The sequence below is a fragment of the Micromonospora sp. NPDC047753 genome, from assembly GCF_040642735.1.
Classification (GTDB): domain Bacteria; phylum Actinomycetota; class Actinomycetes; order Mycobacteriales; family Micromonosporaceae; genus Micromonospora.
Genome location: NZ_JBEYSL010000049.1, coordinates 1 through 22460 on the forward strand (window position 1 = coordinate 1; position 22460 = coordinate 22460).

The 22460-nt window shown below is 70.4% G+C and carries 25 protein-coding genes and 1 pseudogene; 6 read left to right on the plus strand and 20 right to left on the minus strand.

Going from position 1 to position 22460, the window contains the following annotated elements; translation table 11 throughout:
* From ABZ749_RS06765 to ABZ749_RS06775, 3 genes are all read right to left on the minus strand, one after another.
* A partial coding sequence (locus tag ABZ749_RS06765; protein ID WP_357223637.1) for an AAC(3) family N-acetyltransferase occupies positions 1-378 on the minus strand: 378 nt, incomplete at its 3' end.
* Entirely contained in the window at positions 362-2668 is a 2307-nt protein-coding gene (locus ABZ749_RS06770; RefSeq protein ID WP_357223640.1) for an FxsB family cyclophane-forming radical SAM/SPASM peptide maturase, read from the minus strand. The genes ABZ749_RS06770 and ABZ749_RS06765, both read right to left, overlap by 17 nt.
* Before the next feature lie 63 nt (positions 2669-2731).
* Positions 2732-2920, minus strand: a complete 189-nt coding sequence (locus tag ABZ749_RS06775) for a hypothetical protein (RefSeq protein ID WP_357223643.1) — start codon at positions 2918-2920, stop codon at positions 2732-2734.
* Positions 2921-3084: 164 nt separating this feature from the next.
* Here ABZ749_RS06775 and ABZ749_RS06780 point away from each other — a divergent pair, with 164 nt between their 5' ends.
* Positions 3085-3321 carry a DUF2277 family protein gene (locus ABZ749_RS06780; protein ID WP_355009924.1) on the plus strand — a complete coding sequence of 79 codons (237 nt, stop codon included), beginning with the start codon at positions 3085-3087 and terminating at the stop codon, positions 3319-3321.
* Positions 3322-3369: 48 nt separating this feature from the next.
* Here the strand turns inward: ABZ749_RS06780 and ABZ749_RS06785 are convergent, their stop codons facing one another.
* The 8 genes from ABZ749_RS06785 to ABZ749_RS06820 all read right to left on the minus strand — a co-directional run bounded on the left by ABZ749_RS06785 (position 3370) and on the right by ABZ749_RS06820 (position 8104).
* Positions 3370-3849 carry a hypothetical protein gene (locus tag ABZ749_RS06785; protein WP_091400520.1) on the minus strand — a complete coding sequence of 160 codons (480 nt, stop codon included), beginning with the start codon at positions 3847-3849 and terminating at the stop codon, positions 3370-3372.
* A 230-nt stretch (positions 3850-4079) separates the two neighbouring features.
* Positions 4080-5069 (minus strand): selenide, water dikinase SelD, encoded by a 990-nt coding sequence (gene selD / locus ABZ749_RS06790; RefSeq protein ID WP_357223646.1) that lies wholly within the window; start codon positions 5067-5069, stop codon positions 4080-4082.
* A gap of 79 nt (positions 5070-5148) precedes the next feature.
* On the minus strand, positions 5149-5523 hold the full coding sequence (locus ABZ749_RS06795) for a hypothetical protein (protein WP_357223649.1): 375 nt from the start codon (positions 5521-5523) through the stop codon (positions 5149-5151).
* A gap of 32 nt (positions 5524-5555) precedes the next feature.
* Entirely contained in the window at positions 5556-6101 is a 546-nt protein-coding gene (locus ABZ749_RS06800) for a hypothetical protein (RefSeq protein ID WP_357207919.1), read from the minus strand.
* An 18-nt stretch (positions 6102-6119) separates the two neighbouring features.
* Complete coding sequence (locus ABZ749_RS06805) at positions 6120-6260, minus strand: hypothetical protein (RefSeq protein ID WP_357207917.1); 141 nt, start codon at positions 6258-6260, stop codon at positions 6120-6122.
* Between the two features lie 76 nt (positions 6261-6336).
* A complete protein-coding gene (locus ABZ749_RS06810; protein ID WP_357223652.1) occupies positions 6337-6702 on the minus strand; it encodes a hypothetical protein in 366 nt (121 codons plus the stop codon).
* A 125-nt stretch (positions 6703-6827) separates the two neighbouring features.
* Positions 6828-7373, minus strand: coding sequence for a hypothetical protein (locus ABZ749_RS06815; RefSeq protein WP_357223655.1), 546 nt, complete (start codon positions 7371-7373; stop codon positions 6828-6830).
* Positions 7373-8104: a hypothetical protein gene (locus ABZ749_RS06820; protein ID WP_357223657.1), complete on the minus strand. Its 732-nt coding sequence runs from the start codon at positions 8102-8104 to the stop codon at positions 7373-7375. The genes ABZ749_RS06815 and ABZ749_RS06820 overlap by 1 nt, the downstream gene beginning before the upstream one ends.
* Positions 8105-8475: 371 nt before the next feature.
* On the opposite strand from ABZ749_RS06820, the gene ABZ749_RS06825 reads away from it, so the two are divergent.
* The 4 genes from ABZ749_RS06825 to ABZ749_RS06840 are packed head-to-tail and all read left to right on the plus strand — an operon-like array spanning position 8476 to position 11892.
* The gene (locus tag ABZ749_RS06825) at positions 8476-9231 is read left to right on the plus strand and encodes an amino acid ABC transporter ATP-binding protein (RefSeq protein WP_357223660.1); all 756 of its coding nucleotides are present in this window, start codon (positions 8476-8478) and stop codon (positions 9229-9231) included.
* Between the two features lie 56 nt (positions 9232-9287).
* Entirely contained in the window at positions 9288-10166 is an 879-nt protein-coding gene (locus ABZ749_RS06830) for a glutamate ABC transporter substrate-binding protein (RefSeq protein ID WP_357223663.1), read from the plus strand.
* Positions 10167-10207: 41 nt separating this feature from the next.
* Positions 10208-10915: an amino acid ABC transporter permease gene (locus ABZ749_RS06835; protein ID WP_357208135.1), complete on the plus strand. Its 708-nt coding sequence runs from the start codon at positions 10208-10210 to the stop codon at positions 10913-10915.
* Positions 10912-11892: an amino acid ABC transporter permease gene (locus tag ABZ749_RS06840; RefSeq protein ID WP_357208133.1), complete on the plus strand. Its 981-nt coding sequence runs from the start codon at positions 10912-10914 to the stop codon at positions 11890-11892. The genes ABZ749_RS06835 and ABZ749_RS06840 overlap by 4 nt, the downstream gene beginning before the upstream one ends.
* A 102-nt stretch (positions 11893-11994) precedes the next feature.
* On the opposite strand, the gene rny is transcribed toward ABZ749_RS06840, so the two are convergent.
* The 9 genes from rny to ABZ749_RS06885 all read right to left on the minus strand — a co-directional run bounded on the left by rny (position 11995) and on the right by ABZ749_RS06885 (position 22053).
* Positions 11995-13761, minus strand: coding sequence for a ribonuclease Y (gene rny, locus ABZ749_RS06845; RefSeq protein WP_357223666.1), 1767 nt, complete (start codon positions 13759-13761; stop codon positions 11995-11997).
* Between the two features lie 554 nt (positions 13762-14315).
* Positions 14316-15020, minus strand: a complete 705-nt coding sequence (locus tag ABZ749_RS06850; RefSeq protein ID WP_357223669.1) for a 3-keto-5-aminohexanoate cleavage protein — start codon at positions 15018-15020, stop codon at positions 14316-14318.
* Positions 15021-15057: 37 nt separating this feature from the next.
* Positions 15058-15756: a regulatory protein RecX gene (locus ABZ749_RS06855; protein WP_357223672.1), complete on the minus strand. Its 699-nt coding sequence runs from the start codon at positions 15754-15756 to the stop codon at positions 15058-15060.
* Positions 15757-15770: 14 nt separating this feature from the next.
* Positions 15771-16817, minus strand: coding sequence for a recombinase RecA (recA, locus tag ABZ749_RS06860; RefSeq protein WP_124778261.1), 1047 nt, complete (start codon positions 16815-16817; stop codon positions 15771-15773).
* A 184-nt stretch (positions 16818-17001) separates the two neighbouring features.
* Positions 17002-17202, minus strand: a complete 201-nt coding sequence (locus ABZ749_RS06865; RefSeq protein ID WP_030489422.1) for a DUF3046 domain-containing protein — start codon at positions 17200-17202, stop codon at positions 17002-17004.
* A gap of 5 nt (positions 17203-17207) precedes the next feature.
* Positions 17208-18599: an MFS transporter gene (locus ABZ749_RS06870; RefSeq protein ID WP_357223674.1), complete on the minus strand. Its 1392-nt coding sequence runs from the start codon at positions 18597-18599 to the stop codon at positions 17208-17210.
* A 149-nt stretch (positions 18600-18748) separates the two neighbouring features.
* Complete coding sequence (locus ABZ749_RS06875) at positions 18749-19330, minus strand: hypothetical protein (RefSeq protein ID WP_357223677.1); 582 nt, start codon at positions 19328-19330, stop codon at positions 18749-18751.
* A gap of 102 nt (positions 19331-19432) precedes the next feature.
* Positions 19433-21037, minus strand: coding sequence for an FAD-dependent oxidoreductase (locus ABZ749_RS06880; protein ID WP_357223680.1), 1605 nt, complete (start codon positions 21035-21037; stop codon positions 19433-19435).
* 311 nt (positions 21038-21348) lie between these two features.
* Positions 21349-22053: a UdgX family uracil-DNA binding protein gene (locus tag ABZ749_RS06885; RefSeq protein ID WP_357195159.1), complete on the minus strand. Its 705-nt coding sequence runs from the start codon at positions 22051-22053 to the stop codon at positions 21349-21351.
* A 293-nt stretch (positions 22054-22346) separates the two neighbouring features.
* Between ABZ749_RS06885 and ABZ749_RS06890 the strand changes: the two are divergent.
* A pseudogene (locus ABZ749_RS06890) lies at positions 22347-22460 on the plus strand (aldo/keto reductase); the annotation flags it as partial.

A 22460-nucleotide genomic window follows, 5' to 3' on the forward strand; every position in this document is an offset into this window, starting at 1 on the left:
GGCACCGGGGGCACACCGGACGTACTCGGCGAGCGCCCCCATCCGCTGCGAAGGGGTGGTCCGGCGGTCCCAGCCCGGCAGCGCTGCCTCGTACCGCTCGCGCTGCGCCGGGCCCATCCCGGCGACGGCCGCCAGGTGGGCCCGGGATGTGGTCGAGTTGCCGTCGGTCTGGGTGGGCACCAGCAGCGTGCCGGCCGGGCCGAGGACGTCGCGCAACGCGCCGGCGAGGGTCGCCGGGCCGTGCTCCAGCGGACCCACCTGACGAAGGGCGCAGTGCACCAGCAGGCAGGTCCCTGGGTCGACGCCCAACGTCCGCAGGTCGTCGGCGAGGCGACGGCGACCCAGTGTGGACGGCGGACGCTCAGCCGGCCCCGACACGGGTCTCCTCCAGGGCGTGGCGCAGCCGGCTGACGAACCGCTCACCCGCCGCGGTGAGTGACCGGCTGGCCAGCAGCGCGTCCGCACCGTCCCGGGTCCACGCCAGGAAGTGGGCAGCGTGCGCCGACGCGTCGCCGCCGTCGGTGACCGCCCGGGACTGCCAGACCTGGGTGATGGCGAGGTGGGCGTAGACGCCCTGCAGGACGCCCTCCGGTGGCCTCGGGTCCGGACGCCAGGGCACCCTGATCCGGGTGCCCTCACCGGGTTCCACAAGGTCGTACAGGTCGAGCACCGCACCCAGCTTCGCGTGCTGCCACTCGTGCACGAGCAACACCGCCATCGTCTCCGGGTCGGGATGGGGGGTGACGGCGACCGCGCCGAACGCGTGCCGGGCGGTGGCGCTCCGCAGGGGTCGCGTCGGGTCGGGCGCCAACGGAACGACGGCACGCAGGCCGCCGTCGAGCGCCGCCGCGTGCGCCGGCACGTCCCGGTGCACGACCCGCCAGGCTTCGGCCAGGGTACGGCCCAACGCCCGCGCGGCCGGCAACTCCAGGCGGGGTTGGACCGGCTGGCCGTAGCAGTCGCGGTACGGGTCGCCGTCCTCGACGAGCAACCGGCCACCGGGCACCGACACGTCGCGCGTCGGTTGCCAGCCGGGCGATGGTGGTGCCGTCGGGTCGAGCAGCACCATCTGATCGACCGACCCGCTGCGGACCCGGAACTCGCCGGGCCGCGCGGTCACCTCGGCGCTCCCACTGAGACCGGGCAGCACCAGGCTGCCGAGCGTGGGCACCATGAACCTGTCGGCCCGCACCGGGACCCGCACCGCAGCCGCGACGCCCGCCCGCAGGGCCGCGGCGAGGGCGAGGGCCGGCAGGGGGTCGCCCGGCGCGCTGGCGCCGGTCAGGGCCGACGTGTCGAGGCGATGCACCAGCGCGGGCCGGGCGAAGGGGTGCGCCAGGACTGCCCGGACCGCCTCCGGCGCCGCCTGGTCGAGGTGAACGAGCAACTCCCAGGCGGCGGTGGCGCCGGACCGGCCGCGGCAGGCCGCCAGCAGCGCCCGGGTGAGAGAGAGCTGGGTGGCGGCGAGCAGCCCGAGCGTCTCCGCCGACCCGTACCCGGTGGCCAGGTCGTCGAGCACCTCGTCAACGGGCGAGGTGGTGGACTCTGCGCCCGGCAGCGATGGGCTGGCCTGCCTCTGCCGCGGCACGGGTGCGGTGGGCGGCGGGTGGGCCCCCACGGTGTCGACCAGTCGGAGCAGGTCGGCGCAGTACACCGAGGGGTTGTCGAAGCCGGAGCCGGTCCGCCACCGGTGCGCGTACAGGCCGCCGCCGCACCTGTCGACCACCGGGCAGGCCCGGCAGGTCGCGCAGAGCCCGGCGACGCCGTCCTGCCGCACGGCGACCCCAGGGTGCCGCGTGACCTCGTCCACCGAGTGGTCGAACACGTCGAATCCGGTGCCGGCCGCGCCGTGGTACGCGGTCTTCAGTGAGTCGGCCTGTTCCCAGGTCCCGTCCGCCTCGACGACCAGCACGTCGGCCGGGGCCACGCCGAACGCCTCGGTGCCGCCACCACCCGGGAGCAGCGCCTCGAACATCCGAATCGACACCGGACGCCCGTCGTCCACCCACCGCCGGTGAATCCGCCCCAGCCAGTCCGCGTACGGGGTCGGCTCGGGGCCAGGGCGCTCCGGCGGATGGTCCCAGGTGGCGTGGGGCAGCAACAGGTCGACGCGGGGCGGGCTCTCGGCCAGCAACGCCTCGTACACCCGGTCGGGATCGTTGCGGACGTCGATCGTGCAGAGGATGCCGGCGTAGCTGGCGCGGTGCTCCGGCCGACGGAGCAGGGCCAGCGCCGGGCGGACGTGCTCGTGGCTGCTGCCGCCGTGGGCGAAGACCCGGTGGCGGTCGTTGGCGGCCCGGTCGCCGTCGAAGGACACACCGACCCGCACGTCGTACTCGACGAACAGCCGGCACAGCTCCTCGTCGAGCAGCACGCCGTTGGTCTGCAGGCGCAGGTCGAGTCGCGTCCAGGGGGTGATCGCCGCGCGCAGTTCGGCGAGAACCTCCCGTAGCCCCGCGGCCCCCAGCAGCAACGGCTCACCGCCGTGCAGCACCACGTGCACGACCGGCAACCCGTGCTCGCGGGCATGCTCGGCGATCCGCTGCGCGACGGCCCGAACCGTGGCCGGCGGCATCCGCACCGGTTGACCACGCCAGGTCTGGTCGGCGTGCTGGTAGACGTAGCAGTGGTCGCAGCTGAGGTCGCAGCGGCTGTGCACCTTCAGCACGAACTGGCTGATCCGCCGGCAGGGGCCGCCCACTCCGGGTGGACCGCACCGGCAGACCATCGGTCAGATGGACGAGTTGAAGGCGGCAACGGCCACTGTGCCGGACGGCACGGAGTCGTTGGTGACGACCCGCCTGCGTACCGCCTCGACCAGATCGGCGTGCTCGACGGCGATCCGATCCAGTGGGGTGTGCAGGCTACGGGTGAGATCGTCCAGGTCGGGACGGGATGGGCGGGTGGGGGCATGGTCCACAATGAGTCTCCGGGGGCCCGGGGCGCTGGTAAGCGCGAGCGGCGGATGTGGCTCGAACGGCTCTGGTCCGTGATCAGGATAGACAAATATCGACCAAGTGTCACCGTCGGTGCCATCGCCTGTACGGCGAGTGGCAGCCCTCGACGGACGAAGGAGGAACTCACATGTGCCGGAGCATCAAGACGCTGCGTGAACCGTTCACCCCGCAGGTGACCGACGCGGACGTCGAGGCGGCAGCGTTGCAGTACGTCCGGAAGATCTCTGGCTTCCGGGCGCCCGCCGCGCACAACGCCGCCGCGTTCGACGCCGCGGTGGCCGCCGTGGCCGAAGCGACGCGCGTCCTGCTCGACCAACTGGTGGTGCGGGGCACCACCGACCGGTCGGCCACCGCCGCCAGCTGATCGCCGCCGACCGGCACGGCACCCGGCCGGGCCTGACCCTGGAGAGGGTCAGGCCGCGGCGAGCGCCGGTGCGACAGTGTCGGGTGCCCAGCGCGAGCGGTGACACTGCGACCAGCCCCGACAACCCGGGTCACCCAGCGAGCAGAGCCGCAGCCTGCTGAGCACCTCACCGTCCTCGGTGTCCCGCACGTCGAAGTGCACCGGACGGACCGTGCCGTCCGGAGCGACGAGCAGGTGCCGGCCCGCGTCGAGCGTGTCGTCGCGCAACAGGCAGTTGCGGCCCAGCAATCGGGCCAGTGCGGCGATGCTCGCGTGCTCGGAGAGCTGCTCGGGCACTCCGTAGCAGTCGACCACCGTCGCGAATTCGCCCGGCGCCTGCCAGACGTCACACACCACCGCGTACGCCGGCAGCCGCGCCGGGTCGGCCACCGCCAGCGGCATCACCACCCGACCAAGCGCCTCCGCCAGCGCCGGGTAGACCTCCACGGGTTGAGCCCCGTCGATTCTCCAGTTCCACAGCTCGGTCATTCCGCCTCCTCGCTGCGTTCGTCCCCACCAGCCTCCGGATCGGGCCTTACACACGATGGTGGGGGGCATTTGACCCCAGCCGGGGGCAAGTTACCGGTCTGTGACCATTCCGGGCAAAATTTCCCTGAGCGGCATTGCTCGGAGTAGCGGGAAGGTGACAGTTTATCGGGTATCGTGCGGCATTCGCATCACCGCCACCGCGTGTCCCGCAGCGGGTCGACCGCCCCCGGTCAGCGCAGGACGACCAGGTGTTGCCCGCGAGGCAGCAACTCGCCCACCACCGCAGCGCCGGGCACCTCGCCGGCGACCAGCAGGCCACCGGAGGTCTGCGCGTCGGCCAGCAGCAGCCGCTCCGCCTCGTCCGCCGCGCCGAAGTCGGTCCACTGGGTCACCCACTCCAGGTTGCGCCGGCTGCCGCCGCTGACGAACCCGTCGCGCAGCGCCTCCCGCGCGCCGGCCAGATAGGGCACCCGGGCGGTGTCGATGGCCACCGTGACCTGACTGGCCCGGGCCAGCTTCGAGGCGTGCCCGAGCAGCCCGAACCCGGTCACGTCGGTGCCGCACCGAATGCCGGCGGCGACCGCCGCGCGGGCGGCCTCCCGATTGAGCGCGCTCATCGTGGCCACCGCCTCCGGGAAGCTCTCCCCCGTCGCCTTGTGCCGGGTGTTCAGCACACCCACACCGAGCGGCTTGGTCAGCGACAACGGCACTCCGGCCCGACCGGCGTCGAGAGTGATCAGCTCCTCGGGGCGAACAGTGCCGGTGACCGCGAGACCGTACTTCGGACCGTCGTCGTCCACGCTGTGCCCACCGGCCAGGTGACAGCCGGCCTCCCGCGCCACGTCCTGGCCGCCGCGCAGCACCTCACGGGCCAACTCCAGCGGCAGCACGTCGCGCGGCCAGCAGAGCAGGTTGAGCGCCACCAGCGGGGTGCCGCCCATCGCGTACACGTCGGAGAGCGCGTTGGCCGCGGCGATCCGGCCCCAGTCGTACGCGTCGTCGACCACCGGGGTGAAGAAGTCGGCGGTGCTGACGAGGCCGGTCCGCTCATCCAGGCGCACCACCGCCGCGTCGTCGCCGTGGTCCAACCCGACCAGCAACTCGGCGGTGCCGGTCGCCGGGCCGAGACCGGCCACCATGATCTCCAGCTCGCCGGGCGGGATCTTGCAGGCGCAGCCACCGCCGCGGGCGTACTTGGTCAACCGTACCGGTTCCATCACGCTCCTCAGGAAACGTCAGGTGGCCCGTCGGATGGGAGCAGCCGAACGGCGCCACCTGACGTCACCAACGGTGATCAATCTACGTGCCGCTGATCCAACCCGGGCGCCCTGGACGGCGAGGCGGCCGTTGTCGTGTCGCCATCAGGCGGGCCACCCGGAACGCGAGCCGAAGCGCCGGGAACCACCGTGCGGGATGGACCAGCCGGGCAGCATGCCACCAGAGGAGAAGGCCGGCAACCTCGACGAGGTCACCGTCCTCCATCTCCAGCACGAGCAGTGGACGGTGGCAGTTGGGCCTCTCGACGGCCACCGGCTGCGTCCGCCAGTCGGGGTTCGGATCATGGCACGACCGCAACGCAACCGGCCGTGCCATGACGTGCTCCGCCTGGGCCGCGACACCGCGGCAGTCCCCGCACCGGCTGTCGTACACCAGGTAGATGCGCCGTGGATCCATGCGTCGCCACCCGGCTGGGAACGCTGCCAATCTCACATCAATCCAATCACGCCCATGATCACGACAACGACGGCCATAGCGGCAACCAGCAGACGTGCGTACCGGGCCCACAGCAGGCTCCACGTACCGTCTTCGTCGTATCCGACGCTGCCCGCCGCCATGATCCAGCGTCCGACAGCAAATCCGAACGCCAGGCACAGCGCACCAATGAACGGAACCACGAGCAAGATCGCGATGAGCAGAAGGTGCGGCAGTGCGGACGGTGAGTAGGTCCGCATTCCCGTGCCCATCTCGAACCCAAACTGGAATCCACCCACCTCGGGCCCCCGACTGGTCACCGACTCGGGCACCAGGCGTCGATTCTCCGGGATCCGGAAGGACACCAGTCCGAACTCACGGGCAAGTATCACCGCTGCGATCGCGCCCAGCAGAATCCATCGAAGGATCCCCGGCATGACAGACTGCGCAATACCACCGACGACTGCGGCGATTACCGCTACAACAACAGCTCCGGTGAACAGGCCGATTCCGAAATACAACAACGGACTCTTTCCGCGCCAGACCGACGCGGTCAGCAAGAATGCTGAATTGTGGCTTCAAGTGGAGCCGGAGTTGGCGTAGCCAGCCGCCGCGCCGGCGACAGCCAGCGCGGCCAGCGCGGGGAGGCGGGAAGGGTCGGGCAGCATCTGACTCAATGCCAGCGGCGCGGCTGCCGCCAGCAGGATCAAGGCTGCCAAGGTCCGAGGGTCCAGAAGGTGTCGGCGGAGCGCTGGACGCTCCGCCGAATCCCCGTACTTGTTACGTGTCACGTTGTTACACCGCGCACTGCGCAATGGTCAGGTCGTAGTGACGCTCTCCGCTGTTCCACACGGTGGTGGTCATCGCGTCCGAGCACCGGTAACCGTTCCACCGCCACGCGTTTCTGCTGCTGCAGTAGGTGGTGACGCGGTTGGAGGTGTAGCCCTCGTCGCTGTACGAGCGGAAGCCTTCGAAGTGGTATTTGCTGGCGCACGGCCACGAACCCCGACGCCAGCCACCCGTGCACTGCCCCGTACCGCTCCACCAGTTGGCCGACGAGGGCGTGTAGTCCCAGGGACAGGACGTGTGCTCGCTCGTGGGGCCGGCGAAGGCGGCTCGTTTGTTGATGGCCCAGTCCAACGGCACGAGGGTGCTTGCCATCGCGGAGACCATGAGGCCCTTGAACACCGTCCGTCGCGACGGCTTGATCTGTCGAAGACGCGCGACCAGGACGCTCGAGACGGCGTCGGCAGGCATGTCATCGGCGGACGGAATGACGCTGAGATTCATACTGCCTCCCGGGAGGGTGCACGCTTGCCCTGCGCGAGGCCCACGGCGCTCGCCTCGGCAAGAAGTTCGGTCAGGTTCGTGTCGGCGTAGACAAAACGCCGGAAGATCACTTCGCCAGCGGCATTGACGACGGAGAGCGTGGGGTTGTATCCCTCGTAGACCGCCGCCCAGACGTCCGGATCCGCCACGGTCTCCATGGCGACCACATCCGGATGCCGGTCCCTGGCGTCGATGCTGCTGAAGACCCGCACCACACGCAGCCCGGCCCAAGCGGCAGTCGCCATCTCCTCCTCCACCGCCTTGGCGAGTCGGTGACAGATGGGGCACTCCCCGTCGAGGGTCAACAGGACCGTGGCGGACTCCCCGGGCTGCGGCCGCAGCGATGCGGGCAGGGTGTCCCGCCGGCCTCCGCCGACCGTCAGATCGGCGATCACTTGTTCGACCTGCCTGAGCCGGGAGTAGACCCCGGCGACCGCGACAAGGGCGAACACTGCGACGAGTATCGCGAGCAGGGCCAGCGCGGCTGGCAGCGAGAGAGCCACTACCCGGCCCAGGTGGCACGGAGTCCGTCGAGCACAGCCGACGCCCGACGATCGGGATCGTCGGAGAGCGCCTGGGGGCGAAGCGGGCTCCCCGGCGGATGGAAGGTCAACTCGGTCACCGTCTGCGGGCCGGCGACGACATACCGCCACTGATAAGCCGTGCCGGCCAAGCGCTCGCCCTCGGCACCCTCAAGGCCACGGTCGCTCCGCCAGATCTCCTGATCGTCGCGCACCAGCCCTCGCCACTCCGGCAGGACCGCGGCGGCCTCCTCGGCGGGACGGATGCAGAGGAACGCCCACTCGCTCCAGGCCGCGACGAGCGTCCCATGCTGCTGACTCATCTGCGGGACGCTGGGCCTGACCTGGGCGCCGTTCTCCGAGTCCTCGAAATGGATCGAGTTGATGAGGGAGGCGAGCAGTTCGGACCGCGGAGCGGCGGCTCCGAACCAGGTGGTCGCCTCGTGGTAGGGGCCAACCCAGACCAGGCAGCTGTCGGAGCGGTCGGCCGCCTCGTACAGGTGGACGTCGTATCCCTTACGGGCGAAGACGCGCTTGGATGCGCCTGGCATCATCTTCTTCTGAATCACCTGGTACTGGCCGACTGCCGTCACGTGGAAATCCCGCTGGACGCGCACACCGGAAATACGCGTCACACACACCCAGTCCGGTTTGCCGAATTCTTGAGGAAGATCGATGTCAAGCCGCGCCCCATCGGGCGCAATGCGAATCATCCCGACAACCTCCAAAAACAATAGATAGGTGGATGTCGATATAAAATACTTGACTATCGGATCTACCGCAAGACGCTATCACCACGTAAAGCCGCCCGTGATCCGGCCGAGACAACACGGCGCGGTTCGGGGCGAAGCCCGCAAAAGGGACGGCCGTTCCTGCATTGCCAGAACCTCCAGCCGTGATATCTCATTGTCGTCGAGCGATAGGTGTCGCCATTGTGAACTAAATGCGTCACGACAGCTTGCGCTCAGACCACGCGTGGTGTTACCGCTCCGTGACCAACCGAGTTGCACTTCGCCACTTCAGGCCGCCTACAGTGGCCGCACCGGGGGTCAACCGACCCCGATCCGGGAGACGACAGGGGACGGTGGACGACGTGACGACGGGCGAACCGCTCATCGTGCTGGACGCGGTCAACAAGTGGTTCGGGCCGCTGCACGTGCTGGACGACGTCTCACTGTCGGTGGGGCGGGGCGAGGTGGTCGTGGTGATCGGCCCGTCCGGCTCCGGCAAGTCGACGCTGTGCCGCACGATCAACCGACTGGAACCGATCAACTCGGGCACCATCACCTTCGACGGCCAGCCGCTGCCAGCCGAGGGCAAACCCCTCGCCAAGCTACGCAGCGAGGTCGGCATGGTCTTCCAGTCCTTCAACCTCTTCGCACACAAGACCATCCTGGAGAACGTCACCCTCGGCCCGATCAAGGTCCGCAAGGAGAAGCCGGCCGCCGCCCGCGAGCGCGGCCTGGCTCTGCTCGACCGGGTTGGCATCGCCAACCAGGCGGACAAGTTCCCGGCCCAACTCTCCGGCGGCCAGCAGCAGCGGGCGGCAATCGCCCGAGCGCTGGCCATGCAGCCCAAGGCGATGCTCTTCGACGAGCCGACCAGCGCCTTGGACCCGGAGATGGTCGGCGAGGTGCTCGACGTGATGACCTCGCTGGCGAGCGACGGCATGACGATGGTCGTGGTGACCCACGAGATGGGCTTCGCCCGGCACGCGGCGAACCGGGTCATCTTCATGGCCGACGGGCAGCTGGTCGAGGACGCCCCACCGACGGAGTTCTTCGCGAACCCGCGCAGTGAGCGGGCCCGAGACTTCCTCTCCAAGATCCTCACGCACTAGGCGTCCGTAGTGGAGCGCGCCGTACTCGGTGGGCTCCGTTGAAGAAGGAGAAGAGTATGCGTATCAAGCGCGTTGCGGCAGTCGCCGCGGTCGCCGCTCTGGCGCTCGGCCTCACCGCCTGTGGTGGCGACGACGGCGGGGAGGGCACCGGCGCCGGCAGCAAGTCCTTCGCCGCCGGCAGCACCATGGAGAAGCTGAACAAGGCCCAGAAGATCAAGGTCGGCACCAAGTTCGACCAGCCGGGCTTCGGTCAGAAGGGCCTGTCGGGCAAGCCGGAGGGCTTCGACGTCGAGATCGCCAAGATCGTCGTCAAGGAACTCGGCATCCCCGAGGACAAGATCGAGTGGGTGGAGACGCCCTCCAAGGTGCGCGAGGACGTGATCGTAAACGGCACGGTCGACCTGGTCGCCGCCACTTACACGATCAAGGACGAGCGCAAGGAGAAGATCTCCTTCGCCGGTCCGTACTACGAGGCTGGCCAGAACATCATGGTCCGCAAGGACGACGCGGCGATCACCGGGCCGGACTCGTTCAAGGACGGCAGCAAAAAGGTCTGCTCGGTCACTGGCTCCACGCCGGCCGAGGAGATCAAGAAGTACGTCAAGGACGTCGGCAGCCAGCTGGTGCTCTTCGACACGTACGACAAGTGCCGGGACGCGCTCAAGGGCAAGCAGGTAGACGCGGTCACCACTGACAACGTGATCCTGCTCGGCTACATCGCCAAGGACGAGGCGTCGTTCAAGATGGCCACCGACAACTTCACCAAGGAGCCGTACGGCATCGGTGTCAAGAAGGACGACACCGCCTTCCGTACCTTCATCAACGACCTGCTCGAGAAGATCTTCACGGACGGTCGCTGGAAGAGCGCCTGGGACGAGACCGCCGGCAAGTTCGGCGCCACGCTGGGCACGCCGCCGACCATCAACCGCTACTGATCTGATCCTTCGATCTGGAGGGTGGGGAGGAACGCCGACCCGTGAACGTGCTCATCGACAAGTTCGACGTCTTTGCGGGTGGTTTCTGGCTCACCCTCCAGATCTGCGTCCTCGCCGCGATCGGCGCCCTCGTCCTGGGCGCCATCGTGGCGGTGCTGCGCATCTCACCGGTGCCGCCTCTCCGCGCGCTCGGCACCGGCTACGTGAACGTCTTCCGCAACATGCCGCTGACCGTGGTGATGTTCTTCGCGGCGTTCGGCCTGCCGGCGCTCGGCTCCAACGCGGACTTCCTCCGCGTCCCGGTGCTCGACTCGCTGTTCACCCGCCTCGGCACCGATCTTCCGTATTTTCGGTTCGCGCTGATCGCCCTCGTGCTGTACACCGCCGCGTTCGTCTGCGAGGCGCTGCGCTCGGGGGTGAACGCGGTCCCACCCGGACAGGCGGAGGCCGCCCGCTCAATTGGGTTGACCTTCGGCCAGAACCTGCGGCACGTGGTTCTGCCCCAGTCCTGGAAGGCCTCCGTGGTGCCGCTCGGCTCCGTGATCATTGCGATGATCAAGAACTCGGCGCTGGTCGGCTTCTTCGGGGTGGTCGGTGATCTGTCGCAGAGCGCCGATCAGCTCACCTCGGCCGAGGGCTACGCCTTCATCCCCGTCGCCATCGGCATCTCGATCGGATATCTGATCATGACAGTGCCGCTCGGCGCCCTGCTGGACCGGCTGGAGAAGCGACAGGCGGTGGCACGATGACCCGGCAGACCAGCGTCCTGTACGACGTTCCCGGCCCCCGCCAGCGGCGGATCACCCTCATCAGCAGCCTGGTCGCCAGCGTGGTCCTGCTGATCGGGGCGTACTTCCTGATCTACCGGCCACTGGAGGACAAGGGCCAGTTCTCGCTGGAGTTGTGGGGGCCGCTGGTCGATCCCTCCAACGAGAACTTCTCCCAGGTCTGGGATCGGATCGGCCTCGGCTTCAAGAACACCCTGTTCGCGGCGGCGCTGGCCATCGTGGCTTCGCTGGTGGTCGGAACGCTGCTCGCCGTCCTGCGGATCCAGCTCAAGAGCCTGACCCGACGGCGGTTCGTCGGCGCGGCGACGCCGCTGGCGTACCTGCTGCGCGGGCTGAGCGCGGTGCTGTCGGCGATCACCCGCGTCTGCGTCGAGGTGTTCCGCGGCCTGCCCGTCGTGCTCACCATCTTCTTCGTGGCCCGCGGCTTCCCCGAGTTCGGCCTGTACTTCGACAACCTCTGGTACCTGGTCATCGGCCTCACCATCTACAACTCGGTGGTGATCGGCGAGATCCTCCGTTCCGGCATGGAGGGGCTGCCGGGCGGCCAGGCGGAGGCCGCTGCCGCCATCGGGCTCTCCCCGACCCAGACCACCCGGATGATCCTGCTGCCGCAGGCCTTCCGGATCATGCTGCCGGCACTGATCAGCCAGCTTGTCGTGGTACTCAAGGACACCTCGCTGGGGTTCATCATCAGCTACGAGGAGACGCTGAACATCGGCAAACAGATCATCGGCGTGCTGGGCAACCCGATCCAGGTCTACGTCGTGATCGCCGCGCTCTTCATCGTGGTGAACTACTCGCTGTCGAAGCTCGCTCAGTACGTCCAAAGGCGGCTCGCCCGGGGCCGCAAGACCGCCGGCACCCCGGCGCAGAACCCGCCGCCGGCGGCCCTGATGTCCCAGGCCGAGGGCGCGGGCGGAGGCGGCGGGGGCGTCTGAGCCACGTCACACCGATCAGAAGGCCCGAAGGCCGCCCCGAGCAGTTCGGGGCGGCCTTCGGTCATCTGTCGGTATCCGCTCGGCGAGCGCTGCCGGCCCGACTCAGCGGGCGATCTCGGTGACCCGGGACTCGCGGACCACTGTGACCCGGATCTGACCCGGGTAGGTCAGCTCCTCCTCGATCTGCTTGGCCACGTCGCGGGCCAGCACGGCCGCCCCGATGTCGTCCACGTCGTCCGGCTTGACCATCACCCGGATCTCGCGGCCGGCCTGCATGGCGAAGACCCTGTCCACGCCGAGCTTGCCGGCCGCGATCTCCTCGATCCGCTCCAGCCGCTTGACGTACGCCTCCAGGCTTTCCCGGCGCGCGCCCGGCCGACCACCCGAGCAGGCGTCGGAAGCCTGGGTGAGCACGGCCTCGATGGTCTGCGGGGGCACCTCGTTGTGGTGCGCCTCGATGGCGTGCACCACGTCCTCGTGCTCGCCGTACTTGCGGGCCAGGTCCGCGCCGATGATGGCGTGGCTGCCCTCCACCTCGTGGGTGAGCGCCTTGCCGATGTCGTGCAGGAACGCCGACCGTTTGATGATCGGCACGTCCAACCGCAGCTCGGCGGCCATGATGCCGGCGATGTGGGCGGTCTCGACCAGGTGCTTGAGCACGTTCTGCCCGTATGAGGTGCGGTAACGCAGCCGACCGAGCAGGGTCACCAGCTCCGGGTGGATCTCGGTGATGCCGACTTCGACAAGGGCGTCCTCGGCGGCCCGGAGGCAGAGCTGCTCCACCTCCTGCCGGGCCAGGTCGTAGACCTCCTCGATCCGGTGCGGGTGGATACGCCCGTCCAGGACCAGCTTCTCCAGAGTCACCCGACCCACCTCGCGACGAACCGGGTCGAAGCAGGAGAGCAGCACCGCCTCGGGGGTGTCGTCGATGATCAGGTTGACGCCGGTCACCGACTCGAAGGCGCGGATGTTGCGCCCTTCCCGGCCGATGATCCGCCCCTTCATCTCGTCACCGGGGAGGTGCAGGACGCTGACCACGCTCTCCGCGGTCTGCTCGCTGGCGACCCGCTGGATCGCGTCCACCACGATGTGCCTGGCGCGCTGCTCGGCCGTGTTGCGCGCGTCGGACTCGATGTCCCGCACGAGCAGCGCCGCTTCCCGCTTGGCAGACGTCTCGATGGCGTCGACCAGTTCCAGACGCGCGGAGTCGGCGGTGAGCCCGGCGATCCGCTCCAGCTCCCGGCGGCGCAGCTCCTCCGACTCGGCCAGCTCGGCCTCGCGCTGGGCGAGCGCGGCCTCCCGGGCGGCGAGGGCGGCCTTCGCGGCGGTGAGCTGCCGCTCCCGCTCGGCGAACCGCTCCACCTCCTCGGTGTGCATCCGCTCCCGCTCGTCCATCCGAGCTGCCCGACGTTCCACCTCGGCGGCCTGTTCCCGGGTGGTGGCGGCGAGTACGGCGACCTCCCGCTCGCCGCTGCGCCGGGCCGCCGTCCGCAGCTGTTCGGCGTCCGCCTCGGCCTGCTTGTGGGCGCGCTCCAGAACGGTGTCCGCCTCGGCTCGGGCGTCGTCGAGGACCCGCCGTGCCTCGGCGCGGGCCGCCTTCGCCTCGGCCTTCGCAGCCGCCGCCTCGGTACGGGCCGCCGCGGCCGCTGACTTCGCCACGTCGATCGTGCTGTTCGCCTCATCGGCCGCGGTCCGTAGGGCGGCCAGCGACTGCTCCTGGCGGTCCTTCTCGGCGATGAAGGCGGGATCCTCCGGAGCCGGCGCGGCGCCCATCCGGCGCAGTGTCCGGATGCCGACCAGCACGGCCCCGATCACCACCACCGCGAGGACGAGGACGGCCGCGAGGAGCACGACATCGAACGCGTTCATGCCGGGACCCCGTCGGGTCTACCGCTGAACCTGTGCCGCCGCCCCGCCATGGCCGCCTCCCCTAACGTCGAGACCGCAGCGACCGTGCCGGGGCACACTCCTGCGGCTGTGGACGCCCGACCGGAGCGGCTGGCCGTGGGTAGCTTTCTCCGCCGGCGGTGCCCGTGGGGCAGCGTCGGCGACCGGGTGCAGTTGTCGCAGCGTTCCGGACCGGCCTGTCCGGAACTGCCGCCAAAGGCCGCGGAGTCGGCCAAAGTGATGCTGTTCTGTTACGCGATCTATGTTGTGCGCTTAGCCTGCGCTGGTCGGGCAATGTGAGCCTGTATGGCGAGGCTAGGTCTCCGGGGGTGTTCTGGTCAAGGACTCATGATCAAACCCCCCGAACGGAGAGAAGTTGAACCGTCACCGCGCGCTGATATCTCGGCGGACAGGAAGGGACAAACTCCGCGAGGCGTGCCGAGGCCTTGACGTGTCGGGCCTGCTCAGCGCCGTCCAGCCGGCTGTCGGACGCGACCGACGACAAGCGAGGTGTGACGGAACCGTCTCACCAGACGTCAGCCGGCTCCGCCCGCCACCGCCGCGACGACCAGTGCCGCGTTGCCCCCTGCGGGTGAGCCGTCCGGCAGGCACAGGGTGTCCTCGAGCCCGATTCGGGTGTCCAGACCCCGGCGCACCGCCTCGGCGAGGACCGGCCAGGTCGCCGGACCCTCGCCGTGCAGCAACACCGACGGCGCGCCCACCGGCAGCGCTGCGAGAATCCGGGAGGCGTCGGCCAACGCGACAGCCACGTCCTCGGCCATGCACTCGACCAGAACCCGCCCGGCCGGCACCCGCCACCGCCGGTACGCCGCGACCGCGTCGAGCGTCCACAGCCCTGCCTCGACGAGCACACCACGCTCGTGCAGGGCAGCCGCGACCGCCTCGGCACCGGGCTCGTGCGCGTTGACCGAGGCGAAGTCGGGCAGCACCGGCCAGGCCCGGACGGCGGCCACGCGGGCAGCCGGATCCGGCGAGATCCAGGCCCCGGTGCTCACCCCGACCGGCAGCCCCGGCCGAGCGGCACGGATCGCGGTCAGCGCGCCGGCGATCACCGCCGGCCGCAGCGACTCGGCACCGGCCTCGTCCCGGGGATGGACATGGACGGCCGCCACGCCGAGCGCCGCGCAACGGGCCGCGTCGGCGGCCAGCTCCGCCGCCGTCAGCGGCACGGCCGGATGTGCCTCCCGGCCGTGCCCGCCGTTCAGACATGCCTTCAACATCGGGCCCGCACCTCCATCGGGAGTCGCAGCGGACCGCTCACTCGACCAGACGGTTGTCGCGCTCCAACTCACCCTCGGCGTCGGCGAGCGCGTCGGCGTCGATCTGCTCGGCGAACTCGGCCGCCTCGGCGCTCTGCGCGGCGAGCGCGTCCTTCACCGCCCGGATGGCCACACCGGGCGGGTAACCCTTGCGGGCCAGCATGCCCACCAGCCGGCGGAAGACCGCGTCCGGCTCGCCTCGGGCGGTGCGCAGCTTGCGCTCCACCAGGCCACGGGCGGTGTCCGCCTCGGTCTCCTCGTCCAGCTCACCCAGCGCCTCGGTGGCCACCTCGCCATCCACGCCCTTGCGGCGCAGCTCGTTGGCGAGTGCCCGGCGAGCGAGGCCGCGCCCGGTGTGCCGGCTGGACACCCAGGCCCGGGCGAACGCGGCGTCGTCGATGATGCCGACCTCGTCGTACCGGTCGAGCACCTCGGCCGAGACCTCCTCGGAGATGCCCCGCTTCGCCAACGCCCCGGCCAGCTCGGCCCGGGTGCGGGGCCGGACGGCAAGCTGGCGCAGACAGATCTCGCGGGCCACCTCGGACTCGTCGCGGGGAGGGGCCGGAGACTCGACGGAGTCGGCCTCCTCGGACCGACCCCGGCGGCCTCGGCGAGGGCGGGGTGCATCGGTGGCGTCGCCCGTACGAGGCGGACTGGCATCCCAGCCCCGCCCCGTACGAGCGCGTCGTCCTGCCATGGGTCAGCGACCGGTCAGAAGTCGACCGGCGGCAGCTCCGGGCCACCGGCGGCGTCACCCGCACCGACCCCGACGCCGAGCTTCTCCAGGATCTTCTTCTCGATCTCGGCGGCCACGTCCGGGTTTTCCTTCAGGAACTCCCGGGCCTTCTCCTTGCCCTGGCCGAGCTGGTCGCCGTCGTACGTGTACCACGCTCCGGACTTGCGGATGATCGCCTGCTCCACGCCGACGTCGATCAGCGAGCCCTCACGCGAGATGCCCTTGCCGTACATGATGTCGAACTCGGCCTGCTTGAACGGCGCGGCGACCTTGTTCTTCACGACCTTGACCCGGGTGCGGTTACCGACCACGTCGGTGCCGTCCTTGAGGCTCTCGATGCGTCGCACGTCGAGCCGGACCGAGGCGTAGAACTTCAGCGCCCGACCACCAGTGGTGGTCTCCGGGCTGCCGAACATGACACCGATCTTTTCCCGCAGCTGGTTGATGAAGATCGCCGTGGTGCCGGTGTTGCTGAGCACACCGGTGATCTTCCGGAGCGCCTGGCTCATCAGCCGGGCCTGGAGGCCCACGTGGCTGTCGCCCATCTCGCCCTCGATCTCGGCGCGTGGCACCAGGGCCGCCACCGAGTCGATCACGATGATGTCCAGAGCGCCGGAGCGGATCAGCATGTCCGCGATCTCCAGCGCCTGCTCGCCGGTGTCCGGCTGGGAGACCAGCATCGCGTCGGTGTCGACGCCGAGGGCCTTCGCGTACTCCGGGTCGAGCGCGTGCTCGGCGTCGATGAAGGCGGCGATGCCGCCGTTGCGCTGGGCGTTGGCCACCGCGTGCAGTGCCACAGTGGTCTTACCGCTGGACTCGGGACCGTAGATCTCGACCACCCGGCCACGGGGCAGGCCGCCAATGCCGAGGGCCACGTCGAGCGCGATGGAGCCGGTCGGAATGATCGCGGTCTGGATGACCGGCCGATCACCCAACCGCATCACCGAGCCCTTGCCAAATTGCTTGTCAATCTGAGCGAGAGCAAGGTCGAGTGCCTTCTCCCGGTCAGGCCCTGCTGCCATGGTTGCCACCCCTGCCTTCGCCGGCGTCTTTGCTGAGCTTCGCGTCACGCGGACACGCTAGGCGCTAGGTCCGACAGAAAACCAGCCGACGGGCCGCGAGCTGTGGACGAGCACCCCGCTGTGGACAATAGCCGAACAGGTGTACGACTCGACAAGCGACACGCGGAACCGGCAAAAAGGCTGCTCAGCGTAGTCGCGCGGGCACCCGGTCGGGGTATGCGGCACAAACCGCCCGCCACACCACGTGCGTCTGCTCCCCCGATGCGAGGGCCTGCTCGATGGTCCGCCCGCCGAGCTGGGACAGCACCTGATCGCGGGCGATGCTGGCCGCGTAGCCGGGCCCGAACGCCTCGTCCAGCCGCGTCCAGAAGTCGGTCAGCCGCACAGTGATCAGCCCTCCTCGTCCGGCGCCCCGGTCGGCACCGGGCGCAACGCTAGCGCCACCAGGGGCGCCGCCGCGACCGCCGCGAGCAGGGTGAGCACGGGATAACCGGCGAACTGCATGACAAACCCGCTGACCACGGCAGCCCCGGCCCCGGCCAACCCCATGATCAGGTCGGACAGCCCCTGGACGCTCGGCCGCACGGCGGCCGCCACCGACTCGGACAGCAGGGTCGAGCCGGCCACCATCGTCCCCGACCAGCCCAACCCGAGCAGAACCAGGCCGACCGAGAGCCGAGGCGTGTGGTGCCCGGCGGTGCCGGCGACCGCGCAGGCGGCCAGCAGCAGCCCCACCCCACCGAGGATCACCGCCCGTCGACCGAGCCGGTCGGTGAGCCAACCCACCACCGGGGAGAACGCGTACATGCCGGCGATGTGCAGGCTCAGCACGATGCCGACCAGCCGCAACACGTCGGCGTCGGCGTGCGACTCACCGAGCCGGACCGGAGTCATCGCCATCACCGCCACCATCACCAGGTGACCCACCGCCACGGCGGCGATGCCGAGTCGGGCGGCGGGCTGTCCGCGTACCACCGACCAGGCCGCACGCATTCCGGCGCCGCGCGGCACGCGCACCTTGACCGGCGCGGCGGCCGGCGTCGCGCCGCCACCCGCCGCCGGCGCCTCGGCCGCCACAGCGGTCGCCGTCGCGTCGGCGGCCGGCGGCAGATCGGCGGCCGGTGCGTCGGCCGCCGCGAGCCGCCGCGCCGTGAGCAGCGGGTCGGGCCGGAGCAACCCGAGGAGTACGACGGCAGCCAGCACGAACGCGGCCGCGCTGAACGCGAACGGGCCGGCCAACGGGGGCAACCCCCAGCCGGTGGTGACGCGGTCGGCCAGCGCGGCGAAGTTCGGCGCGGCCACCGCACCGATGGTGGTGGCCCAGACGATCAGGGAGAGCTGCCGCCCCCGGCGGACCGGCTCGGCGAGGTCCACGGCCGTGTAGCGGGCCTGGAGGTTCGCCGCGGTGCCCCCGCCGAAGAGCAGCATGCCGAGGAAGAGCAGCGGCACCCAGCGGGTGGCCGCGGCCAGCACCACCAGCAGGCCACCGACGGCGCCGATCGCGTACGCCAGCACCAGGCCCGGCCGGCGGCCGTGCCGCGCCATGATCCGGGTGACCGGGACGGCGAGCAGCGCGGCACCGACCACCCCGGCGCTCTGCGCGACACCGGCCACCGCGGTCCCGGCGATCCGTGCCGCGAGCAGCGCGCCCACGGCGATGCCGATGGTCACGCCGATCCCGCCGATGATCTGGGTGGTGAAGAGCAGCCGCAGGGTACGCCGCTGGATCGACGCGACGTCGGGTCGGGCGACGGTACGCGGCGCGGTCAGGTCGGTCGCCATCGGCGCTCCTGTCGGAAGGGGTGGCTCATCCTCGCGCACCCACACCTACCAGCGGCAGTGGGTTTTGCCGACAGCCGAACCGACAGCCGGTTCCCGGCGGGCGGCGGGCGGCGGGCGGCGGGCGGCAGGCGGCGGGCGGCGGGCGGGTCCTACCCGCGCGGTTGTGGTGGGCTGGGCGCGGCCAGCAGGGATGCCAGCCGACGGATCCGGGTCAGGGTGCGCGCGGCGACGACCACACTGACGGCGGCGACCACACCGAAGATCACCGCGAAGCCCTCGTTGTCGGCGGCGAGCAGAGCGAGCAGGACCAGCCCGAGGCAGATGCCCAGGATGGCCAGCAGCGCCGCCCAGGTGGCTCGCCGCTGCTCGACCAGATAGCGGGGCAGTGCGGCCCGCGTGGCCTCGTCCGCGGGCACGGCGCTGGTGTGCACTGCCTGGCGCAGCGCGTACCCCTCCGGATCGCGCCGGGCGACCTGCTCGCCCGCGCTCGACCGATTGAAGTACACGGCGGGGCCGACCCAGACGAGGTTCAGCGCACCGTTCAGCACGGCCTCGACCAGCGGCTCCTGCCTGTCGAAGAGCCAGCGCACCGGCAGCCCGATGAGCACCGTCATCGGCACCCAGTAGACGGCCATGAGCTGCAAGCCGGGCGCCCGCTCGAAGAACCGCTTCCATCTCCCGCGGCGCCCGGCGGCCACACCCACGCGACGCTCCCCGTTGTCAACGTCCATCGACACCGGTTACCCAGCCACTCGATCCGCGAAGCACCGTCAATCTTGGACAGTTTCCGTCATCCGCTGACGGAAACTGTCCAAGATCTGCACAGCTCAGGGTCAGCCGGCCATCACCCGCTGGTGCAGCGCGGAGACCGCCGAACGCGCCGCCACGAAAGCGCCGTGCTGCCAGGCCACCTCGTGGCTGAGCCAGTCCCCGGCGAAGTAGACCCGCCCGGCCGGCTGGAGCAGCAGGTTGTAGCCGGCCGTGCCGTACCGGGGCGACGTCCAGGCGCCCTCGATGTAGCGGGTCCGGTCCCAGGCGTGGGAGTACGAGGTGACCAGCTCACTGCGGTACTTGTCACCGTGGATCTTCACACCCTGGCTGATCGCGCGCTCGCTGCGCTGCTCCGGCGTGAGCCCGCTGTACGCCCTGGCGTTCGCCCCGGTGTTGTAGTACCCGACCACCAGGCCGCGCTTCCCGTGGAAGCCGTAGGACGGGTACCAGATGTGCGACAGGTCCAGGTCGGTCTCGGTGATGCCGCCGTAGATCCGCTGATCGGTCTCCCACCAGCGGCTGCGGTATTCCAGGCCGATCTTCCCGGAGGCGGTGACCGGAAAATCGGCCAGGGCCGCGGTCACCGCCGTGCCGAGATTGTGCGGCACCCGGGCCATCAGGTGCGGCGGTAGGGCCGCCACGCAGTAGTCGGCGGTGACCTGCGACTGCCGGCCGCCCTGCCGATAGGTCACCTCGACCCGGCTGCCCCGGTCGGTCACCCCGGTGACCTCGGCGTTGAGTCGGATCCGGTGCGGGCCCACCGCGCGGGCCAGGGCTCGGGGGATCTGGTCCATCCCGCCGACCGGCTGGAACATCAGCATGGCCTGGTCGTAGCCGAACTCAAAGGAGAAGTACCGGCCGATGTTGCTGGCGAACACGTCGGCGAGCGCCGGCGGCGCACCGAGCGGACTCCCCACGTCGTTACCCGCACCGGGATACGCGGAGAAGCCGCGACGGTTGGTCCCGGTGTACGCCCAGTCGCTGGTCCGTCCGCCGATCGCGCCGAAGCTCTGCAGGAACGACAGCAGCCGGTCACGGTCCTCGGTGGTGAGCCGGGCGTCCAGCGCGCCCTGGTCGGTGGCCTTGGCGAGCAGCTCCGAGACGTAGCCGTACACGTCGGCCTTGGCGGTGCGGTACCGGACCGGCTCGGTCATCCCGGCGGACTCGTTGTAGATCCAGGCGTCGGCGTTCTGGTTCGTGAAGACCTCGATGGGTACGCCGAGTTCCCGGCAGTAGTCCATCGTGACCATCCACTGTGCGATGCGGCCCGGCCCGGCGTTGAAGTAGACCCCGTCGGAGAAGCCGGCCCGCTGGGTGCGTCCGTCGAGGTCGGTCTCGACGTCGCCGCCCCGAATGGTCAGGTTCCGCCCACCGGCTCGGTGCCGCGCCTCCAGGACGGTGCAGTGATAGCCGGCCTTGCCCAACTCGTACGCCGTGGTGAGCCCGGCGATGCCGCCGCCGAGCACGACCACGCTGGCGCCCGACCGCCCGCTGAGAGTGAAGTCGGAGGGTTCCGGCGGCCGGAATGCCGGGGTGACCGAGGCCGCTGCGCTGGGGGCCAGCCCCATGGCGCCCATCGTGGCGAGCATCGCTCCGGCACCACCGCTGATTCCGACCGTACGCAGGAACCCACGCCGGCTGACCATCGACTGCGTCTGATCGCTCATAACGGCCTCCCCTACAAGATCGACTCGCATGAGTCTGCAGAGGATCTGTTACGCGGTTCACGCATCGCCGTTTCCGGCGGGTATCGCCTCGGCACGCGACCCGGGCGGCAATTTCCGCCGGTTCGGGCCGGGGCGGCTGCGGTCGCCGGCTCGGGCCGGGGCGGCTGCGGTCGCCGGCTCGGGCCGGGGCGGCTGCGGTCGCCGGCTCGGGCCGGGCGGCTGCGGTCGCCGGCGTTAGCCGTGGTGGGCCGTCCGTGGGCCGTGGTGAGCCCTGGTCGCCAGCTCGGGCCGCGGTGGGCCCTGGTCGCCGGCTAGGCAGGCAGGGCGCGGGTGACGACGGTGAGGTCGGCGACCAGCCCCTCGTACGCCTTGTCCTGGTCGTCGGCCCGCAGGACGGCGGACGGGTGGATGGTGGCCAACAGCCGAGCCTGCGGCGCGTCGGCCCGCTTTCCGGCGTTGTCCACCGGCACCTGCTCGAAGTCCGCGGGGTGCTGGGCCGACTCCGGCCAGGGCAGCAGCTCGCCCCGCTGCCGGGTGACCCGGAAGGACGGGCCGAGCAGCGCCTTGGCGGCGGTCGCGCCGAGCACCACCACGACCTCCGGACGCAGTCGGGCGAACTCGGCGACCAGCCAGGGGCGGCAGGCGGTGATGTGCGCCTGGTCCGGGGTCTGGTGGATCCGCCGCTTGCCGCGCAGCTCAAAACGAAAATGCTTTACGGCATTTGTCAGGTAAAGGTGGCCCGGGTCCAGCCCAGCGTCGTCGACCGCGCGGCGCAGCAGGCGTCCGGCCGGGCCGACGAAGGGCAGCCCCTTCTGGTCCTCCATGTCGCCGGGCTGCTCGCCGACGAGCACCACGCGGGCGCTCTCGTCACCCCGGCCGAAGACCGTCTGCGAGGCGTCCCGGTACAGCTCGCAGCCCCGGCAGCCGCCCGCGGCGGTGCGCAGGTCGTCGATGGTGTCGGCGTCGGGCGGGATGAACCGCTGGGCGCCCGGAGCACTCCCGGTCTGCTCGGCCATGCCGACTGTTATATACCCGTTCGATGCTCACCGCCGGATACGCCCCGGCCGCGATGCGTCAGTACCCGTTTCCGCCGCCGTCGCCGCCGGACGCGATCGCGATCAGCACGATGACGATGATGATGATCGCCACCGCGATGGCGATCCAGATCCCCTTACGAGCCCCACCAGAAGCCATGTCCCCCACCTCCGGGCGCCCGCATACCCGTCCCCGCCGTCCCGAATCCCCGCGATCTTGCACTTTCTGCGCAGGCCAACCCCCACAGGCCCGACATTTCCCCAACCGAAACTGCAAGATCGCGGTCGCGGGGCGCGTCGAGACCTGCGACCAGGCCCTCACCGCGATCGCCCGACCGGGGGTGGCGAGCGTCCAGATCATCCTCAACGCGGTCCGCCACAAGCCCCTG

Bases quoted from the DNA above. Each gene is read 5' to 3' on its own strand.
- ABZ749_RS06830 (WP_357223663.1), top strand. From the start codon at position 9,288: ATGCGTATCAAGCGCGTTGCGGCAGTCGCCGCGGTCGCCGCTCTGGCG.
- ABZ749_RS06780 (WP_355009924.1), top strand. From the start codon at position 3,085: ATGTGCCGGAGCATCAAGACGCTGCGTGAACCGTTCACCCCGCAGGTG.
- ABZ749_RS06885 (WP_357195159.1), bottom strand. From the start codon at position 22,053: ATGGCCGAGCAGACCGGGAGTGCTCCGGGCGCCCAGCGGTTCATCCCG.
- ABZ749_RS06870 (WP_357223674.1), bottom strand. From the start codon at position 18,599: ATGGCGACCGACCTGACCGCGCCGCGTACCGTCGCCCGACCCGACGTC.
- ABZ749_RS06840 (WP_357208133.1), top strand. From the start codon at position 10,912: ATGACCCGGCAGACCAGCGTCCTGTACGACGTTCCCGGCCCCCGCCAG.
- ABZ749_RS06785 (WP_091400520.1), bottom strand. From the start codon at position 3,849: ATGACCGAGCTGTGGAACTGGAGAATCGACGGGGCTCAACCCGTGGAG.
- ABZ749_RS06850 (WP_357223669.1), bottom strand. From the start codon at position 15,020: ATGTTGAAGGCATGTCTGAACGGCGGGCACGGCCGGGAGGCACATCCG.
- rny (WP_357223666.1), bottom strand. From the start codon at position 13,761: ATGAACGCGTTCGATGTCGTGCTCCTCGCGGCCGTCCTCGTCCTCGCG.
- ABZ749_RS06810 (WP_357223652.1), bottom strand. From the start codon at position 6,702: ATGGCAAGCACCCTCGTGCCGTTGGACTGGGCCATCAACAAACGAGCC.
- ABZ749_RS06795 (WP_357223649.1), bottom strand. From the start codon at position 5,523: ATGGATCCACGGCGCATCTACCTGGTGTACGACAGCCGGTGCGGGGAC.
- ABZ749_RS06875 (WP_357223677.1), bottom strand. From the start codon at position 19,330: ATGGACGTTGACAACGGGGAGCGTCGCGTGGGTGTGGCCGCCGGGCGC.
- ABZ749_RS06855 (WP_357223672.1), bottom strand. From the start codon at position 15,756: ATGGCAGGACGACGCGCTCGTACGGGGCGGGGCTGGGATGCCAGTCCG.
- recA (WP_124778261.1), bottom strand. From the start codon at position 16,817: ATGGCAGCAGGGCCTGACCGGGAGAAGGCACTCGACCTTGCTCTCGCT.
- ABZ749_RS06820 (WP_357223657.1), bottom strand. From the start codon at position 8,104: ATGATTCGCATTGCGCCCGATGGGGCGCGGCTTGACATCGATCTTCCT.
- ABZ749_RS06880 (WP_357223680.1), bottom strand. From the start codon at position 21,037: ATGAGCGATCAGACGCAGTCGATGGTCAGCCGGCGTGGGTTCCTGCGT.